Source organism: Streptomyces sp. NBC_00385 (genome assembly GCF_035917155.1).
GTDB lineage: Bacteria > Actinomycetota > Actinomycetes > Streptomycetales > Streptomycetaceae > Streptomyces > Streptomyces poriferorum.
Window position 1 is genome coordinate 1578892 of record NZ_CP107951.1, and the last position, 15797, is coordinate 1594688.

The 15797-nt window shown below is 71.5% G+C and carries 15 protein-coding genes; all 15 read right to left on the minus strand.

Annotated elements, in window-relative coordinates; translation table 11 throughout:
* Positions 1-83: 83 nt before the first annotated feature.
* The 15 genes from argF to OG959_RS06940 all read right to left on the minus strand — a co-directional run bounded on the left by argF (position 84) and on the right by OG959_RS06940 (position 15606).
* Positions 84-1088 (minus strand): ornithine carbamoyltransferase, encoded by a 1005-nt coding sequence (gene argF, locus OG959_RS06870; RefSeq protein WP_326657268.1) that lies wholly within the window; start codon positions 1086-1088, stop codon positions 84-86.
* A gap of 131 nt (positions 1089-1219) precedes the next feature.
* The gene (locus tag OG959_RS06875) at positions 1220-2452 is read right to left on the minus strand and encodes an arginine deiminase (protein WP_326657269.1); all 1233 of its coding nucleotides are present in this window, start codon (positions 2450-2452) and stop codon (positions 1220-1222) included.
* A gap of 101 nt (positions 2453-2553) precedes the next feature.
* The gene (locus OG959_RS06880) at positions 2554-5214 is read right to left on the minus strand and encodes a polynucleotide kinase-phosphatase (RefSeq protein WP_326657270.1); all 2661 of its coding nucleotides are present in this window, start codon (positions 5212-5214) and stop codon (positions 2554-2556) included.
* Positions 5211-6746 carry a 3' terminal RNA ribose 2'-O-methyltransferase Hen1 gene (locus OG959_RS06885; protein ID WP_326657271.1) on the minus strand — a complete coding sequence of 512 codons (1536 nt, stop codon included), beginning with the start codon at positions 6744-6746 and terminating at the stop codon, positions 5211-5213. The genes OG959_RS06880 and OG959_RS06885 overlap by 4 nt, the downstream gene beginning before the upstream one ends.
* Before the next feature lie 43 nt (positions 6747-6789).
* Positions 6790-7755 carry a homocysteine S-methyltransferase gene (gene mmuM, locus OG959_RS06890; protein WP_326657272.1) on the minus strand — a complete coding sequence of 322 codons (966 nt, stop codon included), beginning with the start codon at positions 7753-7755 and terminating at the stop codon, positions 6790-6792.
* Positions 7756-7823: 68 nt separating this feature from the next.
* The gene (locus OG959_RS06895; protein ID WP_326657273.1) at positions 7824-8747 is read right to left on the minus strand and encodes an LLM class F420-dependent oxidoreductase; all 924 of its coding nucleotides are present in this window, start codon (positions 8745-8747) and stop codon (positions 7824-7826) included.
* Between the two features lie 43 nt (positions 8748-8790).
* On the minus strand, positions 8791-9327 hold the full coding sequence (locus OG959_RS06900) for a DUF6099 family protein (RefSeq protein WP_326657274.1): 537 nt from the start codon (positions 9325-9327) through the stop codon (positions 8791-8793).
* A 125-nt stretch (positions 9328-9452) separates the two neighbouring features.
* Positions 9453-9812 (minus strand): nucleotide pyrophosphohydrolase, encoded by a 360-nt coding sequence (locus tag OG959_RS06905; protein WP_326657276.1) that lies wholly within the window; start codon positions 9810-9812, stop codon positions 9453-9455.
* Positions 9813-9958: 146 nt separating this feature from the next.
* Complete coding sequence (locus OG959_RS06910; protein ID WP_326657278.1) at positions 9959-10357, minus strand: cell division protein SepF; 399 nt, start codon at positions 10355-10357, stop codon at positions 9959-9961.
* 104 nt (positions 10358-10461) lie between these two features.
* The gene (locus tag OG959_RS06915; RefSeq protein WP_326657279.1) at positions 10462-11724 is read right to left on the minus strand and encodes a cytochrome P450; all 1263 of its coding nucleotides are present in this window, start codon (positions 11722-11724) and stop codon (positions 10462-10464) included.
* On the minus strand, positions 11721-12350 hold the full coding sequence (locus OG959_RS06920) for a GTP-binding protein (protein ID WP_219573959.1): 630 nt from the start codon (positions 12348-12350) through the stop codon (positions 11721-11723). Before OG959_RS06920 ends, OG959_RS06915 begins: the two co-directional genes overlap by 4 nt.
* Positions 12328-12681, minus strand: a complete 354-nt coding sequence (locus OG959_RS06925; RefSeq protein WP_148021392.1) for a DUF742 domain-containing protein — start codon at positions 12679-12681, stop codon at positions 12328-12330. The genes OG959_RS06920 and OG959_RS06925 overlap by 23 nt, the downstream gene beginning before the upstream one ends.
* Positions 12678-13103: a roadblock/LC7 domain-containing protein gene (locus OG959_RS06930; protein ID WP_148021391.1), complete on the minus strand. Its 426-nt coding sequence runs from the start codon at positions 13101-13103 to the stop codon at positions 12678-12680. The genes OG959_RS06925 and OG959_RS06930 overlap by 4 nt, the downstream gene beginning before the upstream one ends.
* Entirely contained in the window at positions 13100-14461 is a 1362-nt protein-coding gene (locus OG959_RS06935) for an ATP-binding protein (protein ID WP_326657280.1), read from the minus strand. Before OG959_RS06935 ends, OG959_RS06930 begins: the two co-directional genes overlap by 4 nt.
* 146 nt (positions 14462-14607) lie before the next feature.
* A complete protein-coding gene (locus OG959_RS06940) occupies positions 14608-15606 on the minus strand; it encodes an MBL fold metallo-hydrolase (RefSeq protein WP_326657281.1) in 999 nt (332 codons plus the stop codon).
* Between the last annotated feature and the right edge of the window lie 191 nt (positions 15607-15797).

A 15797-nucleotide genomic window follows, 5' to 3' on the forward strand; every position in this document is an offset into this window, starting at 1 on the left:
TCGAACCCCACCAACGGGGGCCATACTAGGCACCCGGACGCATGTTCACCCAATTGGGTGCATGATCATGCGGTACGACCGTGTCAGCGCGTGGCCATCGTCGCCACCAGCACGGCCTTGATCGTGTGCATCCGGTTCTCCGCCTCGTCGAAGACGACGGAGTGCGCGGACTCGAAGACCTCGTCACTGACCTCCAGCTCGGTGAGTCCGTGCCGGGCGTGGATCTCCCGGCCCACCTTGGTGCCGAGGTCGTGGTAGGCCGGGAGGCAGTGCATGAACTTCACGCCGTCGTTGCCGCTGGCCCGCAGGACGTCCATGGTGACGGCGTACGGCGCGAGGGCGGTGATGCGCTCGTCCCAGACCTCCTTGGGCTCGCCCATCGAGACCCAGACGTCGGTGACGACGAAGTCGGCGCCGCCCACACCCTCGGCGATGTCCTCGGTGAGCGTGACCGTGGCCCCGCTCACCGCCGCGAGCTCGTGGGCCTGCGCGACGACGGCGTCGGCGGGCCAGTAGGCCTTCGGCGCGACGATCCGGACGTCCATCCCCAGCAGGGCGCCGGTGACGAGGTAGGAGTTGCCCATGTTGAACCGGGCGTCGCCGAGGTAGGCGAAGGCGATCCGCTCCAGCGGCTTCTCGCTGTGCTCGGTCATCGTGAGGACGTCGGCGAGCATCTGGGTGGGGTGCCAGTCGTCGGTGAGCCCGTTGAAGACGGGCACGCCGCCGTGGGCCGCCAGTTCCTCGACGGCCTCCTGGCTGTCACCGCGGTACTCGATCCCGTCGAACATCCGGCCGAGGACCCGGGCGGTGTCCTTCACGGACTCCTTGTGCCCCATCTGGGAGCCGGAGGGGTCGAGGTAGGTGGTGGAGGCACCCTGGTCGGCCGCGGCCACCTCGAACGCGCAGCGGGTACGGGTCGAGGTCTTCTCGAAGATCAGCGCGATGTTCCTGCCACGCAGCCGCTGGACCTCGGTGCCCGCCTTCTTCGCCGCCTTGAGCTCGGCGGCCAGGGCGATCAGGCCGCGGAACTCCTCGGCCGTGAAGTCCAGCTCCTTGAGGAAGTGGCGGCCTGCGAGGTCTATGGCCATGGTGACTGCTCCTGGGTCGGACGGAGGGGCGCATACCGTAACCCTGGAAGTCTATACGACACAACGCATCGCTATACAGAGCCCCGGGCTCTCTCCCCGTACTCACCCGCTCCGCGCCCCGCGCCCCGCGCCTACACCGGGTCCCGGACCACCGGGCAGCTCATGCAGCGCGGGCCGCCGCGGCCCCGGCCCAGTTCGCTGCCGCGGATCTCGATGACCTCGATGCCCTCCTTGCGCAGGTGGGTGTTGGTGGTGGCGTTGCGCTCGTAGGCGACGACGACGCCAGGCTCGACGGCCAGGACGTTGCAGCCGTCGTCCCACTGCTCGCGCGCGGCCGCGTGCACGTCCTGGGTGGCGGTCAGGACCCGGATCGACTCCAGGCCCAGCGCCTCGGCGATGGCACGGTGCATGTGCTCGGGCGGATGGTCGGTGACCTTGAGATCGCGCGGCCCGTCCCCGGGTTCGATGGTGTACGAGCGGAGCATGCCCAGGCCCGCGTACTTGGTGAAGGTGTCCCCGTCGACCATCGTCATCACCGTGTCGAGGTGCATGAACGCCCGGCTCTTGGGCATGTCGAGGGCCACGATCGTCCGGGCGGAGCCGGCGTCGAAGAGGCCGCGGGCCAGCATCTCCACGGCCTGCGGGGTGGTGCGTTCACTCATCCCGATGAGCACGGCCCCCCGGCCGATGACGAGGACGTCGCCGCCCTCGATGGTGGAGGGGTAGTCGTCCTGCCCCTCCGACCAGTGGTGGAAGGCGCCGGCGTCGGGACCCGTGAACAGCGGGTGGTGACGGTAGATCGCCTCGAAGTGGACGGTCTCGCGCTGCCGGGCGGGCCACCGCATCGCGTTGATGGAGACCCCGTCGTAGATCCAGGCCGAGGTGTCCCGGGTGAAGAGGTGGTTGGGCAGCGGCCCGAGCAGGAAGTCGTCCAGGTCCATGACGTGGAAGCGCACGGAGGTCGGCTCGCGGAAACGCTCCAGGAACTCCCGTTTGGTCATCCCGCCGACCAGTGCCTCGCAGAGGTCGGCGGTGGACAGCTCCTCGAAGGCGGCCCGCAGGTGCTCGGTGGCCAGCGGTCCGTACTCCTTCTCCTCGAAGACCCGGTCCAGCACGAGCCGCCGGGCCACGGGGATCTCCAGCGACTCCCGGAGCAGATCGCCGAAGAGGTGCACCTCCACGCCGCGGTCGCGCAGTACGTCCGCGAAGCCGTCGTGCTCCTCACGGGCCCGGCGCACCCAGAGCACGTCATCGAAGAGCAGCGCGCCCCGGTTCTCCGGCGTGAGCCTTTTCAGTTCCAGATCGGGGCGGTGCAGGATGACGCGGCGCAGCCGCCCGGCCTCGGAGTCGACATGGAATCCCATGCCCTCATCCTCACCGCGCGGGAGGGCGTTCACCCGGCGAATCGCCAGCCGGTTCTGCCGCCGGGCCGGGACCGCGAACGGTTCCGGCCCGGCAGCACACGTCACAGCCGCGGGTCCACCGGCTCCGACTCCAGTGCCAGTACCGCGAACACCGCCTCGTGGACCCGCCACAGCGGCTCCCCGTCGGCCAGCCGGTCCAGGGCCTCCAGACCCAGGGCGTACTCGCGCAGGGCGAGCGACCGCTTGTGGCCGAGGAAGCGGCCGCGCAGCCGGTCCAGGTTCTCCGGGCGGGTGTACTCGGGGCCGTAGATGATCCGCAGGTACTCCCGGCCTCGCACCTTGATGCCGGGCTGGACGAGACGGTCCTTGCCGTCCCTGACGAGCGCGCCGAGCGGCTTGACGACCATGCCCTCGCCGCCGCGGCCGGTCATCTCCAGCCACCAGTCGACACCCGAGCGGACCGAGGCCTCGTCGGCGGTGTCGACGACGAGCCGCCGGGTGACCTGGAGCAGACCGGTGGGGTCGTGCTCGACCAGCCGGTCCAGCCAGGCCAGCTGCTCGTCATGGGGTACGGAGGCGAGCGAGCGGCCCTGCACGGCGAGGATCTGGAAGGGCGCCAGGCGTACCCCGTCCAGTCCCTCCGTGCTCCAGCAGTAGCGGCGGTAGGCCTCGGTGAACGCGGCGGCGTCCTCGGCCCGGCCCCGCTGCCGCTCCGCGAGCGCGCCGACGTCGATACCGCGTGCCGCCGCCGCCTCGAGCGCCCCGGTGGCCGCGGGGAAGACGGCGCCCGACGCCGCGCCGACCGCCGCGTACTGCGAGCGGAGCAGCCCGGCCGCCTTCAGGGACCAGGGCATCAGCTCGGCGTCGAGCAGCACCCAGTCGGTGTCCCACTCCTCCCACAGCCCGGCGGCGGTGACGGCCTGGCGCAGCCGGCCCAGCACGGCCTCGGTGAGCGCCGGGTCGTCCAGGAACGGCCGTCCGGTGCGGGTGTGCAGCGCGCCCGTCGGGCCGTCCTTGCCGGAGTTGCCGGTCGCGGAGTCCCCGGTTTCGGAGTCCGCGGTTACGTGGCCGCCGGTCCCGAAGGCGCCGGTTCCGAACCGTTCCCGTGCCGCTTCCGCGTCACGGCAGACCAGGGCCACGGCCCGGGAGCCCATGTGCTTCTCCTCGCACACGACCTTGGCCACACCGTCCGCCCGGTACTGCGCGAACGCCTCGGCCGGGTGCTCCAGGTAGCCCTCCTCCTGCGAGGTGGCTGTCGGCGCCATGGTCGGCGGAAGGTAGGCGAGCAGCCGGGGGTCGACGGCGAACCGGCTCATGACCTCCAGCGCCGCCGCCGCGTTCTCCTCGCGCACCGCGACCCGGCCCATGTGCCGGGTCTCCACGATCCGGCGGCCCTGCACATCGGCGAGGTCCAGAGGCCGGCCCTCCCGGCCGCCCGGCGCCTCGGTGGTGAGCGGCTTCACCGGCTCGTACCAGACCTGCTCGGCCGGTACGTCGACGAGCTCGCGCTCGGGCCAGCGCAGCGCGGTCATCTTCCCGCCGAACACGGCACCCGTGTCCAGGCAGATGGTGTTGTTGATCCAGGAGGTGGTCGGCACGGGCGTGTGGCCGTAGACCACGGTGGCCCGGCCCCGGTAGTCCTCCGCCCACGGGTAGCGCACCGGCAGCCCGAACTCGTCGGTCTCGCCGGTGGTGTCGCCGTAGAGGGCGTGCGAGCGGACCCGCCCGGAGGTGCGTCCGTGGTACTTCTCGGGCAGGCCGGCGTGACAGACGACCAGCTTGCCGTCGTCCAGCACGTAGTGGCTGACGAGTCCGTCGATGAACTCCCTGACCCGGTCCCGGAATTCCGGGTCCGTGGTGTCCTCCCGCTCCAGCTGCTCGATCGTCTCGGCGAGGCCGTGGGTCTGCTGGACCTTGCGGCCCTTGAGGTAACGGCCGAGCTTGTTCTCGTGGTTGCCCGGAACGCAGAGTGCGTTGCCGTCCGAGACCATGGACATGACGCGGCGCAGCACACCGGGGCTGTCGGGCCCGCGGTCGACGAGGTCGCCGACGAACACCGCCGTGCGCCCTTCGGGGTGCGCGCCGTCCACGTAACCGAGCTTGCCGAGCAGCGTCTCCAGCTCGGAGCTGCAGCCGTGGATGTCACCGATGATGTCGAAGGGGCCGGTGAGGTGGCGGAGGTCGTTGTAGCGGCGCTCCAGAACCACTTCCGCGTGCTCGGCCTCCTCCTCGGTGCGCAGGATGTGGACCTTGCGGAAGCCCTCGCGCTCCAGACCGCGCAGCGAGCGGCGCAGCTCCCTGCGGTGGCGCTGGACGACGTGGCGGGGCATGTCGGCACGGTCCGGACGGCCCGCGTTGCGCGCGAGGCAGACCTCTTCGGGCAGGTCGAGGACGATCGCGATCGGCAGCACGTCGTGCTCCCGGGCCAGCTGCACCAGCTGACGGCGGCTCTCCGACTGGACGTTGGTGGCGTCGACGACGGTCAGCCGTCCGGCGGCCAGCCGCTTGCCCGCGATGTAGTGCAGGACGTCGAAGGCGTCCCGGCTGGCGCTCTGGTCGTTCTCGTCGTCGGCGACGAGGCCGCGGCAGAAGTCCGAGGAGATGATCTCCGTCGGTTTGAAGTGCCCGCGGGCGAAGATGGACTTGCCCGAGCCGCTCGCCCCGATGAGGACGACGAGGGAGAGGTCGGTCACCGGCAGGACGCGTCCGGCGCGGGTGCTGTCGCTGTCGCGGGTGCTGTCGCTGGGGCTGGTGTTACTCATGCGGCTTTCGCCTCCTTCTCGGGCGCGTCGGTCGTGGCGGTCGTGGTCGCGTCAGGCGTACTGGTCGTGCCTGTCGTGTGAGTCGTGTCGGCCGCGGTCATCGTGAACACGGCCAGCTGGGTGGGCGGACCCACTTCGGGGTCGTCGGGGCCCACGGGGACGAACTCCACCCCGTACCCGTGCCTGCGGGCCACTTCGCCCGCCCAGTCCCGGAATTCGGCCCTGGTCCATTCGAAGCGATGGTCGCCGTGCCGGACGTGTCCGGCCGGGAGGGACTCCCAGCGGACGTTGTACTCGACGTTCGGCGTGGTCACGAGCACGGTACGGGGGCGGGCCACGCCGAACACCGCGTACTCCAGAGCCGGCAGCCGCGGCAGGTCGAGGTGCTCGACGACCTCACTGAGCACCGCCGCGTCGTACCCCTTGAGCTGCTTGTCCGTGTACGTGAGCGAGCCCTGCCGAAGCGTCACCCGGGCGGCCTGGCGCTCCCCCATCCGGTCCAGCTTCAGCCGGCGCGAGGCGATCGTCAGGGCACGCATCGAGACGTCCACGCCGACGATCTCGGTGAAGCGCACGTCCTTCAGCAGCGCCTGCACCAACTGGCCCTGGCCGCAGCCCAGGTCGAGCACGCGGCTCGCCCCCGCAGCGGTCAGCGCCGCCAGGATCGCGGCCCTGCGCTGCTCGGCGAGCGGCACCGGCCGCTCCTCCGTGTCGGCCGTCTCGTCGACCGCGTTGTCGATGCTCTCGACTTCGAGGTCGTCGGACTCGGCGAGCCGCAGCAGCTCCAGCCGCTGCATAGCCTGCCGGGTCAGCCCCCAGCGCCGCGACAGATACCGGCTGGTGATCAGCTTCTGCTCGGGGTGGTCGGCCAGCCAGCCCTCGCCGGCCCTCAGCAGCTTGTCCACCTCGTCCGGCGCCACCCAGTAGTGCTTGGCGTCGTCGAGCACCGGCAGCAGGACGTACAGCTGGCGCAGGGCGTCCGCGAGCCTCAGCTCACCCTCCAGTACGAGCCGTACGTACCGCGAGTCCCCCCACTCGGGGAACCGCTCGTCCAGCGGCACGGCCACCGCGTCCACGCGGGACCATCCGAGCGGGCCGAAGAGCCCCCGCACCAGCTCGGCACCACCACGGGCCGGCAGGGCGGGAACCTCGATCCGCAACGGCATCGGCTCCGCCGCCCGCTCGGGCATCGCCTTGCAGGTGCCGCTCAGCGCGGACTTGAAGACATTGCTCATCGCGACGGAGAGCAGCGAGGACGCGGCGTAGGGGCGGTCGTTGACGTACTGCGCGAGTGCCGCGTCGGGGGCACCGCCGCGGCCCTTGCCCTTGCCCCGCCGCACCAGCGCCACGGGATCCACCTCCAGCAGCAGCGCGGCTGTGCACTGCTCCGCGGATGCCTCGGGATAGAAGACATGCGCGATGCCGTGCGAGGTGGAGAACGCCTGCGCCTTCTCGGGATGCTTGTGCAGCAGGAAGCCGAGATCGGTGGCGGGACGCTCCGGGGTGCCGGTGGTACTGATCGTCAGGAACACGCGTCCGAGTATGGTCCGGTTCACTCGCCCTCACCAGGCATTTTCAGCTCTCCCCGGCCTCGGGTGCCGTCCCTCCTCCGCCGAGCAGCGCGGCCAGTTCCGCGATGGCGGCCGGGCCGACGCGGCAGCAGCCGCCGACCAGCCGCGCACCGGCGTCCTGCCAGGCCCTGACCCGTCCGGCGTCGAACGTGGCGCCCCCCGTCCACGCCCTGCCCCGCCCGTCCCAGCGTTCGCCGCTGTTCGGATAGACGACGATCGGTTTCCCGGTCACCTCCGCCGCCACCCGGACCGCCCCGTCCACGTCGGCCGGATCGCAGCAGTTCACCCCGGCCGCCACTACCTGCTCCTCCCCGGCGACCAGGCCGAACGCCTCCTCCAACCGCTGCCCGGCCCTGGTCCGGTCACCGGCCACGGTGTAGGAGAGCCAGACCGGCAGCCCGCACTCCCCCGCCACCCGCAGCAACGCCTGCGCCTCGTCCATGTCCGGCACCGTCTCCAGCGCCAGCACATCGGGGCCGGCGGCGGCCAGGGCCTCGATCCGGGGGCGGTGGAAGCGCTCCAGTTCCCGGATCGTGAGCCCGTAGCGGCCCCGGTACTCCGCCCCGTCCGCCGTCACCGCCCCGTACGGGCCGACCGAGGCAGCGACCCAGATGTCCCGGTCCACCGCCCCGGCCGCCCGGCGGGCCAGCTCCACGCTGCGGGCGAAGAGCCCCGCCGACGCCGCCCGCCCGATCCCGCGCTGCCGGAACCCTTCGAAACTCGCCTGATAGCCGGCCGTGATGAGCACCTGCGCACCCGCCCGCACATACGCCGTGTGCGCGGCCTCGATCTGCCCCGGTCCGTCCACGAGCAGCCGGGCCGACCAGAGGTCGTCCGACAGGTCGCAGCCCTGCGCCTCCAGCTGGTTGGAGAGCCCGCCGTCGAGCAGGACCGTTCCCGCCGCGAGCGCGGTGGCGAGCGGGCGGGACGGCGCCCCGGCCGGGGCGGCGGGATCGCGGGCGGGTGACACCAGAGGCTCCTTGTTCCCTCAGCCGAGCTCTTCTCTCGGCCGAGCTGTTCGCTCAGCCGAGCGTTCTCTCAGTCGAGCTGTGACTGGACCTGCGACGAGATCAGCTCCAGGTGCTCCAGGTCGCCGAGGTCCAGCACCTGGAGGTAGATGCGCGACGCCCCGATCGACCCGAACCGGCCGATCTTGTCGACGACCTCGGCGGGCGAGCCGGCCAGTCCGTTCGCCTTCAGTTCCGCCACGTCCCGTCCGATGACGGCGGCCCGGCGCGCCACCTCCGCGTCGTCCTTGCCGACGCAGACGACCAGGGCGTTGGAGTACACCAGGTCGTCGGGCCCACGGCCCGCCTCAGCGGCCGCCGCCCTGACCCGGCCGAACTGCTTCTCGCTGTCCTCCAGCGAGGCGAACGGGATGTTGAACTCGTCGGCGTACTGCGCGGCCAGCCGCGGCGTCCGCTTCGCACCGTGCCCGCCGATCAGCACGGGCACCTTGGCCTGCGCGGGCTTGGGCAGCGCGGGCGAGTCGGTGAGCTGGTAGTACGTACCGTCATAACTGAACGTCTTGCCGACCTCGGTGGCCCACAGGCCGGTGACGATCGCCAGTTGCTCCTCCAGCCGGCCGAACTTCTCCTTGGGGAAGGGAATGCCGTAGGCCTTGTGCTCCTGCTCGAACCAGCCGGCGCCCAGGCCCAGCTCGACGCGGCCGCCGGACATCTGGTCGACCTGCGCCACCTGGATGGCGAGTACTCCGGGAAGCCGGAACGTCCCCGCCGTCATCAGGGTGCCAAGGCGGATCCGCTTGGTCTCGCGCGCCAGCCCGGCCAGCGTGATCCACGCGTCCGTCGGGCCGGGAAGGCCGTCGCCCTGGCCCATGCGCAGATAGTGGTCGGACCGGTAGAAGGCATCGAAACCGAGGTCCTCGGCCGCCTTCGCGACGGTGAGCAGTGTGTCGTAGCTCGCCCCTTGCTGGGGCTCGGTGAAGATTCGAAGATCCATGCATCCATCCTGCACCTCCGGACGCCTCACCGGTGCCGGACGCTCAGCCGACGTCGGCGACCGGTCCCACCGGTCCGTGCAGCACGCCGTGCGGGCCGTCCCGCTCCCTGCCTCGCTCCAGATCCTCCCGGCGCTCGCGGTCCCGCTCGTCGAGCAGACGGAGCATGCCGTGCACCCGGTCCGTCGATTCGTCCGCGGCGTCGATCGCCTCCATGCACTGCCAGTACAGGCCCTGTTCATCGGTCTCGCACGCCACACCGACCAGGGCTATCCCCACCTCCCCGAGCAGCGCGCCGAGACCGGTGAGGGCCGCGCGCGGATCGGCGACCTCGGAGAGCTGCGCCGCCCGTGCCACACCCGCCCGGGCCGCCGGGTGCTCCAGTGCGCCGTTGCTCCGTCCGCCGATCTCGCTGAGACCGCTCGCCTCTCCCCGTAACTCCTTGGGACCGCTCGCCGCCAGCCGGCTCCCGATCGCCTGCGCCAGCGCTTGGGCCTGCCAGGCCTCGGCGATGATGTCCGGCGTGCCCCGGCTCTGCGCCAGCGCCCTCCGGATGACTGCTACAAGCCGCTCCGCTTCCATCCCTTGCCCCCGTTCGACGCGAAAACCCGCTCACCTCTTCCATTACCCACAGTGAGGGTGGTGGTACCGAAAGGCCAGGGGATTTCGGAAATCTGTGGACACGAAATCGAATGTGAACAACTCGATCACTCCGAAGAGTGACGGATCGGGGCATCCGTCGACTGCGACACCGGGAAACGCCCCTCGTTCCGCTCGATCTTGGCCGCCAGAGCCGCCAGCACATCGATGCCCAGCACCTCGCAGAACTGCAGCAGATAGGCGAGAACGTCGGCGACCTCGTCCGCCACCCTGGGCGCCGTTGCGGGGTCCTCCATCACCCGCGCCGACTGTTCCGGTGTCAGCCACTGGAAGATCTCCACGAGTTCGGCGGCCTCGACGCTCAGCGCCGACGCGAGGTTCTTGGGGGTGTGGTACTGCTCCCAGTCGCGTGCGGCAGCGAATGCGGCGAGCCGTTGCTGGAGCGCGTGTACGTCGAGTTCTGTCACGGCCCAGGTCTACCACCGCCCCGCAGACGGACGGACGAACGGGCAGACGGACGGGCAGGCGGACAGGGAGACGGGCGGAGAGCGGACCGGGGGCCGCACCCAGTCACGGCGTACCGGATGCGTGGCGGCCCCGGCCGGCACGTCGGCTACGCCCCCGGTACGCCCGCCGCCGTCACGCCCTCGACCTCCATGCCGACGGGAGACAGCAGGAAGACGTTCCGGTCGACCCGGTGCATTCCGCTGCCCAGCCCGAAGACGACCCCGCTGGTGAAGTCCAGGATCCGCTTGGCCACATCGCTCTCGGCGCTGGTCAGGTCGAGGAGCACCGGAATCTGCGCGACCAGGTACTCGGCGACCTCGCGCGCGTCCGCGAAGATCTGGACCCGCAGCACCACCATGCGCCGCTGCTCGGCACTCTCCCGCTCGTCCGGGACCGTGCGATGGTCCACCCGGGAGGGCCACTCGTTGCGACTGCGCAGCGGGACGACCTGGGCGAGCCCCTCCCACTGCTCGTCCGTGACGTCATATCTGTCGTACCTGCTCACCGGACCACCCCGTCTGTGCGTCGGTTGGCGTTGCGCCGGCTGCGCTCACTGTTCATCGGGCAATTCTCTCGCCCCTCACCCGTTCGGCCTACCAGCGACACGGTTCAGGAGCCGATCGGAACCTCCGGCCGCCGGGCCGGCTCCCGGTCGGGGCCCACGGACACGAGGGTGTCCAGGGGGGTGAAACGTACCGGAAGATGCACCAGTGCGCGGTGGAACGGCCCCGGTCGCCAGAGCAGTTCACTCACCGGAACAGTCAGTTCCGCGTCGCACAGCTGACTGGTGAGCTGCTCGATCGCGGTCATCGCGATGAGCAGGGCCGGCTGCTTGGCGGGGCACCGGTGGGGACCGGCCGACCAGGCCAGGTGAGCGCTGCCCCCGGACCGCACCCCGGTGTCCGAAGTGGCAGGTCCGGACTGGGTGTTGGCAGCGCCGAATGAGACCAGGACGAGCTGTCCCGCACGCAGCCGGACCCCGTGGAACTCGGTGTCGTGGCGCGGGTAGTGCGCCGCCAGATTGGCGATCGGCGGGTCCTGCCACAGGACCTCGTTGATGGCCTCGTGGGCGGTCATCGCGCCCCCGTGAAGCGATCCCGCGTACCGCTCGTCGGTGAGCATGTGCAGGGTCGCGTTGCCGATCAGGTTGGTCTCGGGGTCGTGGCCCGCGCTCATGAGCAACGTGATCTGACGCACAGTCTCGTCGTTGTCCAGACGCGCCGGATGCGCCAGGAAGTACGAGGTGAGGTCGCGCCGCGGCCGGGCCCGCCGGTCGGCGACGAGACGGGTGACGACGTCGACGAGGTCGGCGTACGCGGCGGCGGCGCCCTGGGCCGAGTTCATCATGCCGCCGATGCCGTCGACGATCCGGTCGCCGTCCGCGGGATCGACGCCGAACCAGGTGACGAAGACGTGCAGCGGGAGCAGCCGGGCGTACTGGGCGATGAGGTCGCCGCTTCCGGTGGCCGCGAACTCGGCGATGAGCTGCTGGGCGACCCCGGCCACCTGGGCCCGCAGGATGTGCGGTTCGATCAGGGCCAGGGTGTCATTGATGGCGTCGCGGTAACGGGCGTGCTCCGCGCCGTCACTGAACAGCGCGGTGGGCCGGTGCCCGAGCACGGGCAGCACCGGGGAGTCCGCGGGGACCGTCGCCTGCCAGGCGCGCGGGTCCTTGCTGAAGGTGTGGGTGTCGCGGAGCAGGTCGACGGCTGCCTGGTAGTCCGTGACGAGCATCGCCTCGATGCCGGGGGCGATCCGGACCGGTGCGAGCGGGCCGTGTTCCCGCAGGGTGCGGTAGTGGCCGTGCGGGTCGGCCGCGAAGTCGGGGCCGTACAGCGCGAGGGGCTGCGGCTGCTGCGGATGCGATGTCATGACGGGTCCTCGGGCTGCGGGTCCTCGGGCTGCGGCAGGCGGGTCAGCACGTGCTCGGCCAGCGCGATCAGGGCGTCGATGCTGCCGCGCCGCTCCCTCGCGTCGCACTGGACCAGCGGGGTCCCCGCGTCGAGGTCGAGGTGCGCGCGCAGGACCTCGTCGCTGTGGGCGGGCGCGTCGGGGAAGCGGTTGACGGCGACGGCGTACGGCAGCCCCTGCTCCTCGACCATGTCCATCACGGCGAAGGAGTCGGCGAGCCTGCGGGTGTCCACCAGGACGAGCGCGCCCAGCGCCCCGCGCGCGATGTCCTCCCACAGCGGCAGGAAGCGGTCCTGGCCGGGCGTGCCGAACATGTACAGCACGAGATCGTCCAGGACGGTGAGGCGTCCGAAGTCGATGGCGACCGTGGTCGTGGTCTTCTCGGGCAGCCCGGCGGTGTCGTCGAGCAGGGTGCTGGACTGGGTCATCGCCTCTTCGGTGTGGAGCGTGGGGATTTCCGAGAGAGTGCGGATCAGGGTCGTCTTGCCCACGCCGAAGGGACCCGTGACGACGAGTTTCATCAGGGTCCGGGCGGCAGCCGGCAGATAGCCGACGTCCGTCCGGTCAGTGGAGGGAGCGGAGTCCAACGAGCAGCCTCTCGACGAGCGACCGGTCGATCTCCCCGGCACTGGGTATCGGCGGTCGCGTGAGCAGAAGTCCGGCGGCCGCGAGATCCGTGGCCAGGAATACGGTGGCGCTGACCGGCAGGTCCAGATGGGCCGCGCACTCGACGACGGTGAGGGCACCCGGCTCCAGCAGTTCGCACAGCCTGCGCTGTTCCGAACCGGTGTCCTGCGGCAGGGCCTCCTCGGTGCGCACGAGCACGGCGAGCCGGTCGAGCGCGGGGCCGGTGGGCCGGGACCGGCCCCCGGTGACGAGGTAGGCGGGGATCAGGCGGCGTCCTGGGCCGGCGGTCATGGCCGGGCGGCGGTGTCCGGTTGGCGGGCCGGGGCGTGCATCGCCCGCGTCAGCGCGGTGACCTGCACCTGCATCTGGTAGGCGATGTCCCCGAGCTTGGCGCCCGGTTCGGCGAACAGGGCGAGCGTGGTGTTCTTCCCCGCCGGTACGACGATGGCGAAGCCCAGGTCCGACTCGACGACCGTCTGGGCCAGTTGCGGGGCCTCGACGTTGGTGAAGGCCGTGGTGAAGGCGCGGGCCGCGGCGTGCAGCGTGGCCGTCATGGCGGCGACCCGTTCACCGGAGGCCCGGTCGAGTCCGGGCGAGGCGCCCTCGACGAGGCCGTCGCCGGTGGCGACCACGGCGTGCTGGACTCCGGGCAGTTCAAGCAGCGGGGTCAGCACCCATGCGAGGTCACCGGTGGTGGGGCTGGGGGCGCTCACTTCTCGTCGTCTCCTTCGTCGTCCTGGTCGCCCAGGTGGTCGTTGCCGTCCGCATCCGGTGCGGGGACCCGCCCGGCGACGCTCCTGCCGATCAGAGTGCCCTGCTGGAGTGCCGCCCAGGAAGACTCCGCCTGCTCGGGTGTACGGGACACCGGTCCGGCGGCCGGGGCGGCGGGGGCCGGGGTGGCGGCCGCGGGGCGGGGCGCGCGCCGGCGTCTGCTGGGCAGTCCCGAAGGCGCCTCGGCGGGCGCCGGTTCCGGCCGGGCGGACTGTGCGGGAGCGGCCGGCCGGTCCGGGGCGGGGACGGCCGACACGGGCGCAGGGGCCAGGGCGGAGAGGCTGTGGTCGTCCTCCAGCACCGTCAGCAGATGGGCGGGGACGCGCAGGATCGTACGCATGCCGCCGAACGGCGAGGCTTCGATGTGGCAGTGGAAGCCGTACTGCACCACCAGCCTGCCGACCACGGCGAACCCCGTCTGCGGCGGATCGCCCAGTTCGGTCAGCAGGACCTCGGAAGGCCCGGCCAGCAGGGCGCGGGCCCGGTCGAGCGCGTCGTCGTCCATGCCGATACCCGCGTCGTCGACCACCAGGAACGCGCCCCGGCCGCCGCTCTGCTGGACCGTCACCTGCACATCGGTGTCGGGGTGCGAGTAAGCGGTGGCGTTGGCGAGCAGTTCGGCGAGCGCGATCGCGAGGGGTTCGGCGGCTCGGGCGGCGAGTCCGAGGCGTTCGTCGCGCAGATGGTTGGCCACCTTGATCCGCTCGTAGCCGGCGACGCGGGACTGTGCGCCGAGCACGATCTCGACGAGGGGCGAGTTCTGGCGGGCCAGGCCGGGCCAGGCGTCGCAGAGCACCGCGGTGGACTGGGTGCGGCGCAGCGCGAGTTCGTTGCGGAAGTCCAGTTGCAGGATGCGCGGGTCGTCGTACTCGTGCTGGAGCTCGTGCAGCAGTTGCTGGGACTGGTTGAGCAGGGACTGGATCTTGGCGGAGGTGCCCCGCATCGCCGCGCGGGCGGCCGCGTCGACGCGCTGCCGTTCCTCCATGACCGCGGTCCGGGTGGCCTGTACGGCCTCGGTGAGCAGCCTGGCCGCGCCGCCGTCGACCTCGGCCGCCTCCCGCAGTCCGGGGACCTGGGCGCTGGGGTGGGAGAGGGCGAGCGCGGCGGCCGGGATCCGCTTCCGGGCCAGCTGCCTGATCTCGTCGACGAGGGCCGCGGTGCGGGCCTCGGCCGCCTTCGCCTGGCGTTCGGCGAGCTCGGCGTGGGCCACGGCCAGCTGTTCCGAGCGGGCGGCCCGGTAGGAGCGCGCCGTTGCTGCCACGGCGGCTATGACGGCGACCACCGCCACGATCCATCCCATGCCGTTACCGCGTTTCTGTCGTCGGGTCGGTCCTGTGCCCGGAGCGGCGGGGGCCGGTTCCGGACCCGGGACGGCGTAGGCCTGCTCCGTTGCCGCTGCAGCGGGAGCCGGTTCCGTTGCCGCCGCTGCGGCGAAGTACCGGGCGGTCAGTCCGCCGGGCCTGCCGTCTCACGGGCCTGCTCCACTTCTTGCGCGACCGCTGCGACGTCGGTCATGACCTGGAGCACGCTCGGGAGTTCGGATCCGTCGAGCTGCCGGTACTCGCTGCCGATCGTGACCACCAGCCGCTCCGGGAGGCCCAGTTCGGGGTGACGCCCCTCCCCGATCACCCGGCGGGCCGCCTCCACGGCCGGTACGCCCGCGCCGTGGAAGGCGTGGGCGCGCTCGCGCACGTACTCCAGGTAGACGATGTGGTCGCGCACGCCCGCCCGGTCCAGGACCGGTCCGTGGCCCGGCACGACGGTCTCCGCGCCGGTTTCCAGTACCTGTTCGCAGGCCGCGATCACGTTGCTCAGCGGGCCGGCCCAGTGGATCGGGTGGTCGCCCGGCTGCTGCGGGGTCGAGGAGAAGATGATGTCGCCGCTGAACACGACGCCCTGTGCGGGCAGGTGGACCATGAGGTCCCCCGTGGTGTGCGCGGACGGCAGGGACGTGATGCGTACGGGGTACTCCCCCAGGGTGAGTTCGAGCTCCCCGGTGAAGTACGTCGTCGGCCGGACCGGATCGGTCTGCGACCAGTCGAAGGGCCCGAAGTGACGGCCGAGGTAGGCGCCGAGCGCGGTGGCCGGATCGCTTCCGTTGACCAGGGCGTGCTGCTGCTGCGGGGTGGGCTCGTAGTGAATGTGCTCCCGGGCCTCGCGGGTCGCGATGATCTCCGCGTCCGGCAGGACCCCCGCGCCCCAGAAGTGGTCCCCGTTGGCGTGCGTGACGATCACACGGTCGATGGAGACACCGTCGGGCAGCAGCTTCGTGCTCTCGGCCAGGAACTGGCCCGCCAGCACCGTGTCGTACGGGGTGTCGATCCAGAGCGCGCCACGGGGCGAGACGAGCAGGCCGCAGTTGGCCAGCCCCCAGCCCCGTTTCGGCGGGAGCCATGCGTACAGGCCCCGGCCCAGGTCAACGACGTCTCCACCCGTGATCGACATGGACGCGATTATGCCGACCCCGATCCGGTCGCGCGTTCGAACCTGAGGACAGCAGCACCTTGTTGGCGTGAAATCGCCTTCCGGTCCCCCCGAGGCCGGTCGGCCGGTGACCGTCCGAGAGCAGTCGAGGTGATCGCAGCAGGGAACGACGGCAAGGTTTCCGAGCAAATCCCCCGGCTGTGGGCACCCCG

Coding starts and splice junctions, on each gene's coding strand:
- OG959_RS06895 (WP_326657273.1), bottom strand. CDS start 8,747: ATGGATCTTCGAATCTTCACCGAGCCCCAGCAAGGGGCGAGCTACGAC.
- argF (WP_326657268.1), bottom strand. CDS start 1,088: ATGGCCATAGACCTCGCAGGCCGCCACTTCCTCAAGGAGCTGGACTTC.
- OG959_RS06880 (WP_326657270.1), bottom strand. CDS start 5,214: ATGAGTAACACCAGCCCCAGCGACAGCACCCGCGACAGCGACAGCACC.
- OG959_RS06935 (WP_326657280.1), bottom strand. CDS start 14,461: ATGGGATGGATCGTGGCGGTGGTCGCCGTCATAGCCGCCGTGGCAGCA.
- OG959_RS06900 (WP_326657274.1), bottom strand. CDS start 9,327: ATGGAAGCGGAGCGGCTTGTAGCAGTCATCCGGAGGGCGCTGGCGCAG.
- OG959_RS06875 (WP_326657269.1), bottom strand. CDS start 2,452: ATGGGATTCCATGTCGACTCCGAGGCCGGGCGGCTGCGCCGCGTCATC.
- OG959_RS06940 (WP_326657281.1), bottom strand. CDS start 15,606: ATGTCGATCACGGGTGGAGACGTCGTTGACCTGGGCCGGGGCCTGTAC.
- OG959_RS06925 (WP_148021392.1), bottom strand. CDS start 12,681: ATGACCGCCGGCCCAGGACGCCGCCTGATCCCCGCCTACCTCGTCACC.
- OG959_RS06915 (WP_326657279.1), bottom strand. CDS start 11,724: ATGACATCGCATCCGCAGCAGCCGCAGCCCCTCGCGCTGTACGGCCCC.